Here is a 12,385-nt window from a genome sequence, read left to right as displayed (position 1 = left end):
TAAATGAACGACTTCATCAAGCAGCTTCAGCAAGACATCATCCGCATCTGGACCGGCCTGACGCGGATTCAGCGCATCATCTTCGGGGCGGTCGCCGCCGCGAGCGTGGTGGCCATCGTCATGCTCGTGCTCTGGGCGCAGACCCCCGAGTGGTCGCCCCTCTTCACCAACATGGACGAGCAGGACGCCGGTCAGGTCATCGGAAAGCTCAAGGAGGCCAAGGTCCCCTACCAGGTCTCGGGCACCGCCATCATGGTCCCCAAGTCCAAGGTCCACGAGCTGCGCCTGGAGATGGCCGCCAAGGGCCTGCCCCAGGGCGGCACCGTGGGCTTTGAGCTCTTCGACAAGAGCCAGTTCGGCATGACCGACGCCCTCCAGAAGCTCAACTACCAGCGCGCCCTGCAAGGGGAGCTGGTGCGCACCATCCAGTCGCTGGACGGCATCGAGAGCGCGCGAGTTCACCTGGTCATCCCCGAGAAGGACCTCTTCTCGGATAGTGCCGAGGATCCTTCGGCCGCCGTGGTGGTCAAGCTCAAGTCGGGCGCCAAGCTCAAGGTCGAGCAGGTCAAGACCGTCACCCACCTGGTGGCCAAGAGCGTCGAGGGTCTCAAGGAGGCCAACGTCGTCATCACCGACGTGGACGGCCGGAACTACTCCGACGAGGCGGGCTTCGGTCGCGAGGACAGCCTGGCGTCGCCCGAGCTGACCCTCTCCCAGATGGAGGTCAAGAAGCAGGTCGAGGGTGGCCTGCGCAAGAACCTCCAGGCGACCCTCGATCGGGTGCTCGGCCCCAACAACTCGGTGGTGACCGTGGCGGCGGATCTGGACTTCAGCCAGGTCGAGACCAACGAGGAAACCTATCAGCCCGTCGTCCGCAACCAGGACGGCACCCAGACCGGCATCCTGCGCTCGACCAAGGAGCTGCACGAGAGCTACAACGGCCAGGGCGGCCCCAACGGCGGCGTGCCGGGCGTGACCTCGAACATCAACGGCGGGGCCAACGCGAGCCTGCCCACCTACCCGGCCTCCGAGTCGGCGGGGGTGCCCGGCGCCTACAACAAGAGCGACGTGGTCCGCAACTTCGAGGTCAACAAGAACGTCACCCGCAAGATCAAGGCCCCGGCCGAGATCAAGCGCCTGTCGGTCGCGGTCGCGGTCAACGGCGAGCTGGACCCCCAGCAGCTGGCGGATCTCAAGCAGATGGTCTCGGCGGCGGCGGGCAGCGACGTGGCCCGTGGCGACACGATCGTCGTGACGGCCCAGAAGTTCAACGACACCCGTCAGAAGGCCGAAGAGGAGGCCCTCGCCAAGGCCCAGCAGCAGGAGACGGTCCAGGGCTACCTCAAGATCCTGGCCGGCGTGCTGATCGGCATCGTGGCGCTCTTCTTGCTGCGCCGCGGCCTGGCGGCCCGCGCCGAGACCTTCGACGACACCCCGCTCAACCTGGACGGCTTCGACGTGGACGGCCGCCTCGGGCAGCCCGTCTCGATCGGCACCATCGGCGAAGACGACCGCAAGACCCATCTGCAGAAGGAGATCACCAAGGTGGTCAAGCAGCAGCCCTCGGACGTGGCCAAGCTGCTGAAATCTTGGATGCTCGAGGACGAGTAAGACATGGCACGGCAGCAGCATCTAACGGGCAAGCAAAAGGCGGCCGCGCTCCTGGTGGCGCTCGGCCCCGAGACGTCGAGCCAGATTCTCAAGTACCTGGGCAACAACGAGGACATCGAGGCCCTGACCCTCGAGGTCGCGAACCTGGGCAAGCTCCCGCCGGAGGACACCGAGGACATCCTCGAGGAGTTCTATCACGTCCTCCAGGCCAACCAGTACATCAGCACCGGCGGCGTGGGCTACGCCCGTGAGCTGTTGACCAAGGCCCTCGGTCCCGAGAAGGCCGAGGAGATCCTGCACCGCCTCTCGGAGAGCCTGACGGCCCTGCCGTTCGAGTTCATCCGGCAGGCGGATCCCATGCAGATCCTCAACTTCATCCAGAACGAGCACCCCCAGACCATCGCCCTGATCCTGGCCTACATGAAGCCGGAGCAGGCGGCCCTGGTCGTCTCGGGGTTGCCGAGCGATCTTCAGACCGACGTGGCGACCCGCATCGCCCAGATGGACCGCACCACCCCCGCGGTGCTGCGCGAGGTCGAGAAGGTGCTCGAGCGCAAGTTCTCGGCGGTCATGAGCCAGGACTTCACCAACGCGGGCGGTATCAAGGCCCTGGTCTCCATGCTCAACTCGGTCGATCGCGGCACCGAGAAGACCATCCTGGAGTCGCTCGAAGAGCAGAACCCGGATCTGGCCGAGGAGATCAAGAAGCTTATGTTCGTCTTCGAGGACATCGTCATCCTCGACGACCGCTCGATCCAGCGCATCCTGCGCGAGGTGGACACCAAGGAGCTGTCGCTCGCCCTCAAGGGCTCCAACGAGGAAGTCCGCGCCAAGGTCTTCAAGAACATGTCCGAGCGCATGGGCAAGATCGTCCGCGACGAGCTGGACTTCATGGGCCCGGTGCGCGTGCGCGACGTGGAAGAGGTCCAGCAGAAGATCGTCTCGATCATCCGAGCGCTCGAGGAGCGCGGCGAGATCATCGTCTCCCGCGGCGGCGGCGACGAGCTGTTGAGCTAAGGCGGCCCCGGCATGAGCGGCAAGATCATCAAGCGCGATCAGACCCGCTGGATCGACGGGAAGTGGGTCGTCAACGTCCCCCCGCCCGAGAACGTCCCGGCCGAGGAGGCCGCGGCCCCCGCCCTGCCGGATCCCGCCGAGGTGCTGGCCGAGGCCGAGCGCAAGGCTCACGCCCTGCTCGCGCAGGCCGAGGCCGAGGCCAGCGACCTGATCGAGCGAGTGACGCGCGCGGCTTACGAGGACGGCCTCACCCAGGGCCGTGACGACGGCTATCAAGAGGGGCTTGCGGCCTGGCTTCAGGGCATCGAGGCCCTGCGAGCGGCCGCCGAGGCCTTCGCCGCCGAGCGTGAGGCCAAGCTCGCCGAGCTGGAGCCCGATCTGCTGCGCCTGGGCCTGCTCATCGCTTCCAAGGTGCTGCTCAAGGAGCCCCGCGACGCGGCCCTGGTCAAAGGGCTGGTGGATGCCGCCGTGGCCAAGGTCGGAGCGGATGCCGTCGTGCGCGTGCGCCTCAATCCCCAGGACGCGACCCACATGGGGCCGCCCCCGGCGAGTCCCTTCGGCACGGCCAAGCAGGCTGCCGCCCCCCGGTTCGAGGTCGTGAGCGATCCGGCGATCGGGGCGGGCGGGTGTGTGGTCGAGACCCGGGCCGGCCGGGTCGACGCGACGTTCGCGACCCAGTTCGAGGAGCTCGCCCGCGCGGTGCTCGACGCCGAGCCCGAGGCCGAGCCGAGCCTCTCGGGGGCTTACGGGGAGCTTCGCAAGGCGCCCCCCGCTCCGCCCACCAAGGGTGCCAAGGGGAGCCCCTTCGGCGGCGGCTTCTCGTCTCAGGGCTTCGGGCGCTGATGAAGGGCCTCTTGGCGGGGGCCCTCTCGCGGGTCGAGGGGGCTGATCCCATCCGGGTCGAGGGCAAGGTCGCCCAGGTGATTGGCCTGGTGATCGAGAGCTTCGGGCCTCAGGCGAGCCTGGGTGAGCTCTGCCGCATTTCGCTCGGCTCGAACCGTCCGCCGCTGATGGCCGAGGTGGTCGGCTTCAAGGACGATCGGGTCCTGCTGATGCCCCTCGGTCCCATGGAGGGGGTCAAGCCGGGTAGCCCGGTGGCCGCCACCGGCGAGACCCTCGGGGTCCGGGTCGGTCCGCACCTCTTGGGTCGCGTGCTCGACGGCCTCGGCAACCCCATCGACGGCAAGGGGCCGCTTCTGGCCACCCACCGCGCGCCGCTGGAGGCGCCGCCCCCCAATCCCCTGACCCGCCAGCGCATCCACAAGCCTTTGCCCCTGGGCGTGCGGGCGATGGACGGCCTGCTGACCTGTGGCGAGGGTCAGCGCATCGGCATCTTCGCGGGCTCGGGTGTGGGCAAGTCGACCCTGCTCGGCATGATCGCGCGAAGCGCCCAGGCGGACCTCAACGTGATCGCCTTGATCGGCGAGCGAGGACGCGAGGTGCGCGAGTTCCTGGAACGGGACTTGGGGCCCGAGGGGCTCGCGCGCTCGGTGGTGGTGGTCGCGACCTCGGACCAGCCCGCCTTGCAGCGTCTCAAGGGGGCGTTCGTCGCCACGGCGATCGCCGAGTACTTCCGCGACCAGGGCGCCAACGTGATCATGATGATGGACTCGGTGACGCGCTTTGCCATGGCCCAGCGCGAGGTGGGCCTCGCCGTCGGCGAGCCGCCCGCGACCAAGGGCTACACCCCGTCGGTCTTCGCCCTTTTGCCGCGCCTTCTGGAGCGCTCGGGCACTTCCGACGTGGGGGCCATCACCGCCCTCTACACGGTGCTGGTCGAGGGCGACGACACCAACGAGCCCATCGCCGACACGGTGCGAGGCATCCTGGACGGCCACGTGATCCTCTCGCGGGATCTGGCCGCGCAGAACCACTACCCGGCCATCGACGTGCTGTCGTCGGTCTCGCGCGTCATGACCGAGATCGTGCCGACCGAGCACCTGCGGGCCGCGGGCGGCCTGCGCGAGACGCTTGCGACCTACCGCGAGGCGCGGGATCTGATCAACATCGGCGCCTACGCCGCGGGATCCAACCCCGCCATCGACCAGGCCATCGCCCGGATCGACGCGGTCAACTTCTTCTTGCGCCAAGGGGTGAACGAGCCCATGGCCATGGACGAGACGGTCGGGGCCCTCCAGAGCCTGTTCGAGTCGTAATGGCCAAGGGCTTCAAGTTTCGCCTCCAGACCGTCCTGGATCTCGCCGTGCGGGTGCAGGACCAGAAGGCCCAGCTCCTGGCGGAAGCCCAGGCCAAGGTCGTCACCGAGCGCGATCGTCACGCCGCCCTCGTCGAGGCCCAGGTGCGGGCGCGGCAGGACCTGCTCGACATGCAGGCCGCAGGCCCGCTCGACTTGCAGGCCATGCAGTTCGGCCACGACCACATGGGCCGCCTGATCGATGCGGCTCACCACCAGCTGGGGGCGATTGCCCAGGCCGAGCGCGCGGCCGAGGTAGTGCGCGCCGAGCTGATGACCGCCGCTCAGAAGGTTCAGGTCCTGGAGAAGCTCAAGGCGAGCGCCAAGGCTGAGTATCAGCGCAAAATCGACCAGGCGGAGGCCCGTTTCATCGACGAGCTCGCGACGATCCGCTTTCCGCGGACGAATGCCCTCAACTTTCCCGCGCCGCCGCCGAAGATGGGAGAAGGGGGGCTGTAGCCCCTGCGACGAGGAGGAACTCCGTTGACTCGACCCATCCAGATCTTCCCGGGCGCCGAGACCGCTCCTGCCCGTTCCAAGACCGCACCTCAGGCCGCGCCCCGCGACGGCTTCGCCACCGCCCTGGACCGCAGCGCCCGGCGCGCCGAGGCCGCGCGCCCCACCGACCGCCCCGTCGACCGCAAGTCGCCCCGCCCGGCGGCGCCCGCCACCAAGGCCCCCGACGCCAAGCCGAGCCAGGAGCCTGCGAAGACCGAAGCGGCCAGCGCCCAGTCCTCGACGGTCGCCCCTGCTGCCCCGGCTGCGCAGCCCGCGCTCGAGGCCGAAGTTCCGACCGCCCTTCCGCTGCTTACCACGCTCGATCCTCAGCTGATGATGCCGAGCTTGGTTCAGCCCGCGCCGCAGCTCGCGATCCCCACGCCTGAGCTTGCTCACCTGGTGACGCCGAGCCCGACCCCTGCGATCCCGCAGGCCCAGATGCCGGTTCCCGACACGGCGCTCGCGAACGCGGCCGCTGCTGCGGCGGTGGCGCCTGCGACCGAGCTCGAAGCCACCGTGGTCGAGGCGCTGCCCGAAGAAGCCGCCGATGCCGAGGAGCAGCCCGCCTCCGAGCAGAAGCCTCGGGTGCCCGTGGCGCCGGTGGCGCGCCAGCACGTCAGCGAGTCCCTCGAGACCGTCAAGGCGACTATGACCCTCACGGGGCACGACGCCCCCCTGAACCGTCGTCACCTGGAAGCGGCGCTCCGGCGCGAGGCCCAGGCACCCGTCGTCGACGCCAAGGCCGCTGCCCCCGAGGCGCTGCCCAAGGCCGCCGAGGCGCAGGCGCCCGTGACCACCACGGCGAGCCCCGCTCAGGCGACGGCCGTCCCGGAAGCCGCGCGTCCCTGGGAGCTGCACCACCCCATCCAGGCGGCCGAAGCCGTGCAGCCGCAGGCACGGGTGATCGAGGGCGACGCGCCGCGCAGCGAGACCCTGCCCATGCGCGAGGCGCTCAAGACCCCCTTCGAACAGGCGGCACGCGAGCCTGGCAAGCCGTCCGAGCTGCGCCTGCAGCTCAGCCCCGAGCACCTGGGCCGGATGCAGATCCGCGTCGTCTCGCACCAGGGGACGCTCAGCGCGTCGATCCGCGTCGAGCACAGCGCGACCCGCGACATGATGCAGGTCCAGATGGCCGAGCTGCGTCAGACGCTCGCCGACCAGGGCATCAAGATCGACCGGCTCGAGGTCAACGTCGGGCAGGACCAGCGTCGCCCCGACCAGGGCTTCGATCTGGCGGGCGGCTGGCAGCAGCAGGCCCAACAGCAGTCCCAGCAGGACGGGCAGGCACGCTCGCGCGCTCGCGGCTTCGGCTTCGACGATGCGGGCGAGCTCGTCGAGGACGCAAGTCCGGAGGCGACGCCCGAGGGGGCGGACCTCGCGGCGACCGTCGATTATCAAGCGTAGTATCCCCCCTTCAGGAGGCGAATCCTCATGGCAGAGACCGGACCCGTTTCGGGCTACGGCGGGAGCAATCCCGTCCAGACGACCACCAAGAAGCACTCGGACCTTGGCAAGAACGACTTCCTCAAGCTGCTGGTCACCCAGCTGCGCTTCCAGGACCCCATGAATCCCATGGAGGACAAGGAGTTCATCGCCCAGATGGCGCAGTTCAGCTCTCTCGAGGAGATGCAGAACCTGAGCAAAACCCTCTCTCAGCAGGCCGATCTCGGGCAGCTGAGCCAGGCCTCCAGCCTGATCGGCAAGACGGTGGCCGTTCGCACCGAGGACACCCACTTCGCGGGCCAGGTGGTCGAGGCGCGCCGGATGGACGGCGAGATCAAGCTCATGGTCAAGCCCGAAGGCACCACCGACGGCACCTTGGTACCGGTCCAGATCCAGCAGATCGAGCAAATCGCCTAAGGTACTCTAAATTTCCCGCTCGACCGGTCGATACAAGAAAAGGCGGAAGGTTGCGCCTTCCTGTCGGCCGAATTCTTTCCTGATTGCTTCGATGTGACCCCATAAGGAGGAGTCCAGATGCTTCGTTCACTCAACTCCGGCGTGTCCGGCCTGCGCAACCAGCAGATCCGCTTGGATGTCCTCGGCAACAACATCGCCAACGTGAACACCATCGGCTACAAGGCGCAGCGGGTGAACTTCCAGGAGCAGTTCCTGCAGACCCTGCGCGGTGGCTCGGCGCCCAGCGGCGCCCTGGGCGGCACCAACCCCAGCCAGGTGGGTCTGGGCGTCACGGTGGGCTCCATCGACCTCATCATGGGGCAGGGCTCGCTGAATCCGACCGGCAAGCCCACCGACATGGCCGTCAGCGGTGAGGGTTTCTTCGTCATCAGCGACGGCAAGCAGCAGGTCTACACCCGCGACGGCTCCTTCGACTTCGACCGTGAGGGCAACCTGGTCAAGATCTCGAACGGCTTCAAGGTCATGGGCTGGAATGCCGCCCAGCAGCCCGATGGCAGCTTCAAGGTCGAGACGGCCCGTCCCCCTGAGCCCCTCAAGGTGCCCGCGGGCGTTACCCTGACCCCCAAGGCCACCCAGAACATCCGCATCGGCTCCAACCTGGAAGCCTTGACGCCGGTGCTCGATCCGGCCGAGACCGATCCCGCGGTCATCGCGCGCAGCAGCGCCAAGAGCTCGGTAACCATCTACGATTCCAAGGGCAACGTCCACAAGGGCAACATCGAGTTCACCAAGACCGCGACCAATGAGTGGAAGGTGGCCTTCACCGCCGATAGCCCGGCCGAGTTCGACCCGGGCATGACCTTCCCGGTCGACATCGGCACCGTGACCTTCGACTCCAAGGGCGTCTTCGATAAATTCGACGTGACGACTCCGCTGGTTCTCAATCCGGCCAACGCGGGCGATTTCGACCCGATCAACATCAACTTGAACCTGGGCATCGCAGGCGACCAGAGCGCCATGACCCAGTACAACGACCCCAGGACCGACCAGTCCAAGAACTTCTACAACAGCACGGCGGTCATGGTCGACCAGGACGGTTACTCGTCCGGCTCGCTGACCGGGGTCGCGGTGGACGCCTCGGGCACCATCCAGGGCGTCTTCTCCAACGGCCGCACCCGCGTCCTCGGCCAGGTGGCGGTGGCGACCTTCACCAACCCCGTCGGTCTGTTGATCAACGGCGACAACCTCTTCGCGGCGACCCCCAACTCGGGCGAGCCCCAGGTTGGTGTCGCGGGTTCGGGCTCGCGCGGCCTCATCGCGCCGGGCTCCCTCGAGAACTCGAACGTGGACCTGGCCTCGTCGTTCGCCGACATGATCGTCGCGCAGCGCGGCCTGCAGTCCAACTCCAAGATCATCACCACCTCCGACGAGGTGCTCCAGGAGCTGATGTCGCTCAAGCGTTAACGCTGGCGGCAGGCGTATCGAAAGGCTTGAACCGTGGAAGTGCATGGCGTCGGCCCGACTCAGGGCGGTGTCTTCCCGGCTTCGGGGGGGATTCCCCCGGAGCCGGGCGCTTCGCTCCTGGCGGATCAGGTCCGCGCGCGGCTCGAAGCCCTCAAGGGCATGGCGATCGATCTCATCGGCGACGTGCTCAGCGACGCCCATCTGGGCGAGGCCCTCGAACAGCTCGGCGAGCCGGCCGATCCCACCCGCCTGATGGCGGCCCGGGCCCTGGTGGCCGAGCAAGGGCGCCTGGACCCCGTCCTGCTCAAGGAGGTCGAGCGCGGCCTTTCGCGTCTGGCGGTACCGGGTGAGCCGGTGCGCCAGGCCGACGCGGCGGCGGTCGCCTTTCTGGTGGTACGACGCTTGCCCGTGACCCCAGAGACGGCCCAGCTGGTCCTCGAACGCCAGGATCCTTCCCAGACGTCGGGCGATCGCCTCAAGCTCCTGGTCGAGAAGGTCTCCCTGCAGTGGGGCCCGGAGGACGAATCGGCCTTGCCTTCCGATACTCAGCCATCGCGCGTGCCTCGGCTCGCCGATGGCCTGGAGCGTCTCTTCGCCGCTCTGCCGCCCGAACGCCGACCGGCGCTGGCCGAGGCCCTGTCTCACTTGCTCACTACTTTCGCCCCGGAGGCCGACGAGTCTCCCGAGGCGCCTCAGGCAGCGGCCCAGGCCGCTCCGGTCGCTTCGCAGGCCTCGATGCCCGAGGGCGCTGCCCTGCCCCGTCCGGCCTTGCACGAGGTGATCCTCCAGACCTATCGCGCCCTCGCCCCCGCTCAGCAGCCAGCTTTCGAGGAAGCGCTCGACACCCTCTTGCGAGCCTTCGCCGCCGAGGCTGGGGTTCCCGAGGAGGCCCTCGCCGAGGAAGTGCCCCTTCAGCCCGCGCCGCTTTCGCCGAAGGCGGAGGCCCTGGCGCGCCTCCAGGCCCTGGCTCTGCCCGAAGGCGGTCGCCATCAGGTCGAGGCGGCCTTGCGTCGCCTGGTCACCGCCATGACGCCGCCCGAGGCGGATCTGGCCCAGGCCCTCCAGGCGTCCACCCCCGAGGAGGAGGCCAAGCAGACGGCCATGCCGCGCGAGCGCTTGGCCGAGGTGCTGGAGCGCGTGGTGGATCGCCATCCGGCGGACCCCGACGCCCGGGCCCTGCGCGACGAGGTTCGCTTCGGGCAAATGCGCACGGCGGGCAACGAAGGGCTTGTCTTCACGATTCCTTTATGGTGGAGTAGAGGAAGCGGCGAAATCCGGGTACATGAGCGCCAAGGTGAAGGCGATCACGCGGCAGGGGGCCCTTCTGGCTCCACGCGGGTGGTCATCGCCCTCGACACGCCTCATTTGCGCGGGGTTCGCATCGATTTACTTTTGCGCGAGCGCCAGGTAAACTGCCAAGTTGCCCTGGAAGACCCGGCGGCGGCGTCTTTCCTGGAGCCGCGCTTGCCCGAGCTGCGCGAAGCCATCGAGGGGATCGGCATCCGCGTCGGAAGCCTGAATCTGCGCAAGGCTGCCTCGCCCCGCAAGGCGCCCGGCACGAGTGAGGCGAATTCGCCGTCACGCTTGCCTGGCGTGGACTTCTACGGATAGGGGCCGCCATGACCGCAGGAGAGGACGCCAACAAGCGCGCGGTGGCGTTGCGCTACGAGACCGAGCAGGACGAGGCGCCCATCGTGGTCGCCAGCGGCCGCGGGCTCACGGCCGAGAAGATTCTCGAGCTGGCCGACGCGCACGGGGTCGCGGTCCACCACGATCCGCTCCTGGTCGAGAGCCTCTCGGTGCTGGAGCTGGGCGAGGCAATCCCCGCCGAGCTCTACCCGGTGGTGGCGGAGGTCTTGGTGTTCGTGCAGCGGATGAATCGGGAGAAGGGAGAGGCGAAGCGGTGATCAAGCTGACCCGTCTGAACGGGGTGGCCTTCGTGGTCAACTGTGACCTGATCGAATCGGTGGAGGCGACCCCCGACACGATCGTGGCGCTGACCACCAACCAGCGCTACGTGGTCCAGGAGCCCGTCGACGAAATTATCGCCCGGGTGGCCGCCTTCAAGCGCCAGTGCCATCCTGATGCTCGCCTGTTTCTTGCGGCCGCGCCCGACGCGGTCGCCACCCTGGAGGCCTAGTGGAACTCGCAACCATTCTTGGACTGCTCCTCGGCTGGGGGGCCATGCTCGTCGCCAACACGATGGAGTCGGGCGGCATCCACGGTCTCGCGAGCCTCTGGCAGCTCACGGCCTTCATCATCGTGTTCGGGGGTACCTTCGGCGCCGCGCTGATCGCCTTCCCCCTCAAGGACGTCCTGAACCTGCCCCGGATGCTCGCCTTGACCTTCAAGGCGAACCCCTTTGACCCGGTTTCCCTCATCCCGCAGCTGGTCGGCTACGCCGAGAAGGCGCGCCGGGAGGGCCTGCTCGCCCTCGAGGCGGACGTGGCCGAGGCGGGTGACGAGTTCCTCGAGAAGGGGATGCAGATGGTGGCCGACGGCATCGACCAGCACACCGTCCGCGACATGCTCGAGACCGAGCTGAGCTTCATCGCGAGCCGCCATGCGGCCGCCTTCGGGATCCTGGAAGCCATGGGCGGCTACGCGCCGACCATGGGCATCATCGGGACGGTCATGGGCCTGATCCACGTGCTGGGCAACCTCAGCAACCCGGCCGGTCTGGGCGGGGCGATCGCGACGGCCTTCGCCGCGACCCTCTACGGCGTCTGGACCGCGAACCTCTTGTGGCTGCCCTTGGCGACCAAGCTCAAGCGCCGCAGCGAGCAGGAGGTCCTGGTGCGCGAGATGATGCTCGCGGGCATCCTCGCCATCCAGGCGGGCGACAACCCCCAGATCGTCGAGGAGAAGCTCAAGAGCTTCCTCTCGCCCGAGATGCGCCGCGGCCTGAAGGCCGCCCAGGAGGTCTAGGGCGATGGCGGGGCGGCGCGGGCGCGGCAATCACTCGGGAGGCGGCCATGGCGGCTCGTCGTCCGAGCGCTGGCTGCTGACCTATGCCGACCTGATCACCCTGCTTCTGGTCTTCTTCGTCGTGCTCTACGCCCTCTCTCAGGTGGATCTGGCCAAGTACGAGAAGCTCAAGGAGTCCCTCAGCAAGTCCATGGGCGCAAGCAGCGCCATGATCGACATGAAGGGGGCCGGCCACCGCGAAAACACCCTCTTGGACGGTGGCAAGGGCGTCCTGCCCCACGAAGAGGTCATCGTCATGCCCGAGCAACTCGAGCTCGAGCGCCTCTCGAAAGACGTCGAGCAGATGGCCGCGGAGGCGGGGCTCGCCGATGAGCTGGAGGCGACGGTCACGGCCGAAGGGCTGGTGGTCTCGATCTCCAACGCGGGCTTCTTCATGTCGGGGGATGCGGCCCTGCGCCCCAAGGCGGTGCCGACCCTCGATCGGATCGCGCGCATGCTCAAGACCTCCGGTCACACCCTGCGGATCGAGGGTCATACCGACAACACGCCCATTTCGACCGCGCGCTATCCCTCCAACTGGGAGCTGTCCGCCGTGCGCGCGACCAACCTGGTCCGGTTCCTGATAGAGCGCCATTCCTACGATCCCCGCCGGTTATCAGCGGCAGGGTACGGGGAATACTATCCCAAGGTCCCCAACGACACCGAAGCCCACCGTGCCCAGAATCGGCGCGTCGATATCGTGGTGCTGCGCGCGGCGCAGTCCCCTGCGGCGGCTCCCTCTGACGCGGATCGATACTAGGAGGCACCACCCGA

Annotated in this window: 13 protein-coding genes; all 13 read left to right on the top strand. The window is 68.1% G+C overall.

The genetic code is table 11. The annotated features are described in order from the left end of the window. Window positions 1-3: 3 nt before the first annotated feature. Window positions 4-1,611 (top strand): flagellar M-ring protein FliF, encoded by a 1,608-nt coding sequence (gene fliF / locus J7643_10380; protein ID MBO9540985.1) that lies wholly within the window; start codon window positions 4-6, stop codon window positions 1,609-1,611. 3 nt (window positions 1,612-1,614) lie between these two features. Next, complete coding sequence (gene fliG / locus J7643_10375) at window positions 1,615-2,628, top strand: flagellar motor switch protein FliG (GenBank protein ID MBO9540984.1); 1,014 nt, start codon at window positions 1,615-1,617, stop codon at window positions 2,626-2,628. Window positions 2,629-2,640: 12 nt separating this feature from the next. Continuing rightward, window positions 2,641-3,471 carry a hypothetical protein gene (locus tag J7643_10370; GenBank protein MBO9540983.1) on the top strand — a complete coding sequence of 277 codons (831 nt, stop codon included), beginning with the start codon at window positions 2,641-2,643 and terminating at the stop codon, window positions 3,469-3,471. Next, window positions 3,471-4,784 carry a flagellar protein export ATPase FliI gene (gene fliI, locus J7643_10365; protein MBO9540982.1) on the top strand — a complete coding sequence of 438 codons (1,314 nt, stop codon included), beginning with the start codon at window positions 3,471-3,473 and terminating at the stop codon, window positions 4,782-4,784. Before J7643_10370 ends, fliI begins: the two co-directional genes overlap by 1 nt. After that, complete coding sequence (gene fliJ / locus J7643_10360) at window positions 4,784-5,281, top strand: flagellar export protein FliJ (GenBank protein ID MBO9540981.1); 498 nt, start codon at window positions 4,784-4,786, stop codon at window positions 5,279-5,281. The genes fliI and fliJ overlap by 1 nt, the downstream gene beginning before the upstream one ends. Before the next feature lie 24 nt (window positions 5,282-5,305). Continuing rightward, window positions 5,306-6,724, top strand: a complete 1,419-nt coding sequence (locus J7643_10355; GenBank protein MBO9540980.1) for a flagellar hook-length control protein FliK — start codon at window positions 5,306-5,308, stop codon at window positions 6,722-6,724. A 27-nt stretch (window positions 6,725-6,751) separates the two neighbouring features. Next, window positions 6,752-7,180 (top strand): hypothetical protein, encoded by a 429-nt coding sequence (locus J7643_10350; GenBank protein ID MBO9540979.1) that lies wholly within the window; start codon window positions 6,752-6,754, stop codon window positions 7,178-7,180. 117 nt (window positions 7,181-7,297) lie between these two features. Continuing rightward, a complete protein-coding gene (locus J7643_10345; protein ID MBO9540978.1) occupies window positions 7,298-8,644 on the top strand; it encodes a flagellar hook protein FlgE in 1,347 nt (448 codons plus the stop codon). Window positions 8,645-8,677: 33 nt separating this feature from the next. Further along, a complete protein-coding gene (locus J7643_10340; GenBank protein ID MBO9540977.1) occupies window positions 8,678-10,255 on the top strand; it encodes a flagellar hook-length control protein FliK in 1,578 nt (525 codons plus the stop codon). 8 nt (window positions 10,256-10,263) lie between these two features. Continuing rightward, window positions 10,264-10,551, top strand: a complete 288-nt coding sequence (locus tag J7643_10335) for an EscU/YscU/HrcU family type III secretion system export apparatus switch protein (protein MBO9540976.1) — start codon at window positions 10,264-10,266, stop codon at window positions 10,549-10,551. Continuing rightward, on the top strand, window positions 10,548-10,784 hold the full coding sequence (locus J7643_10330; GenBank protein MBO9540975.1) for a flagellar FlbD family protein: 237 nt from the start codon (window positions 10,548-10,550) through the stop codon (window positions 10,782-10,784). Before J7643_10335 ends, J7643_10330 begins: the two co-directional genes overlap by 4 nt. Beyond that, window positions 10,784-11,572: a flagellar motor protein gene (locus J7643_10325; protein ID MBO9540974.1), complete on the top strand. Its 789-nt coding sequence runs from the start codon at window positions 10,784-10,786 to the stop codon at window positions 11,570-11,572. Before J7643_10330 ends, J7643_10325 begins: the two co-directional genes overlap by 1 nt. A gap of 4 nt (window positions 11,573-11,576) precedes the next feature. After that, on the top strand, window positions 11,577-12,371 hold the full coding sequence (locus J7643_10320) for a flagellar motor protein MotB (GenBank protein MBO9540973.1): 795 nt from the start codon (window positions 11,577-11,579) through the stop codon (window positions 12,369-12,371). The last annotated feature ends 14 nt before the right edge of the window (window positions 12,372-12,385 follow it).

The sequence above is a fragment of the bacterium genome, assembly GCA_017744355.1.
In the GTDB taxonomy this organism is placed as follows: Bacteria; Cyanobacteriota; Sericytochromatia; order S15B-MN24; family UBA4093; genus JAGIBK01.
This window is presented reverse-complemented; position numbering and strand designations above follow the sequence as displayed.

Excerpts from the sequence above, each read along its gene's own strand:
- J7643_10370 (MBO9540983.1), top strand. The coding sequence starts at position 2,641 with ATGAGCGGCAAGATCATCAAGCGCGATCAGACCCGCTGGATCGACGGG.
- J7643_10335 (MBO9540976.1), top strand. The coding sequence starts at position 10,264 with ATGACCGCAGGAGAGGACGCCAACAAGCGCGCGGTGGCGTTGCGCTAC.
- J7643_10345 (MBO9540978.1), top strand. The coding sequence starts at position 7,298 with ATGCTTCGTTCACTCAACTCCGGCGTGTCCGGCCTGCGCAACCAGCAG.
- fliF (MBO9540985.1), top strand. The coding sequence starts at position 4 with ATGAACGACTTCATCAAGCAGCTTCAGCAAGACATCATCCGCATCTGG.
- J7643_10350 (MBO9540979.1), top strand. The coding sequence starts at position 6,752 with ATGGCAGAGACCGGACCCGTTTCGGGCTACGGCGGGAGCAATCCCGTC.
- fliI (MBO9540982.1), top strand. The coding sequence starts at position 3,471 with ATGAAGGGCCTCTTGGCGGGGGCCCTCTCGCGGGTCGAGGGGGCTGAT.
- J7643_10320 (MBO9540973.1), top strand. The coding sequence starts at position 11,577 with ATGGCGGGGCGGCGCGGGCGCGGCAATCACTCGGGAGGCGGCCATGGC.
- fliG (MBO9540984.1), top strand. The coding sequence starts at position 1,615 with ATGGCACGGCAGCAGCATCTAACGGGCAAGCAAAAGGCGGCCGCGCTC.
- fliJ (MBO9540981.1), top strand. The coding sequence starts at position 4,784 with ATGGCCAAGGGCTTCAAGTTTCGCCTCCAGACCGTCCTGGATCTCGCC.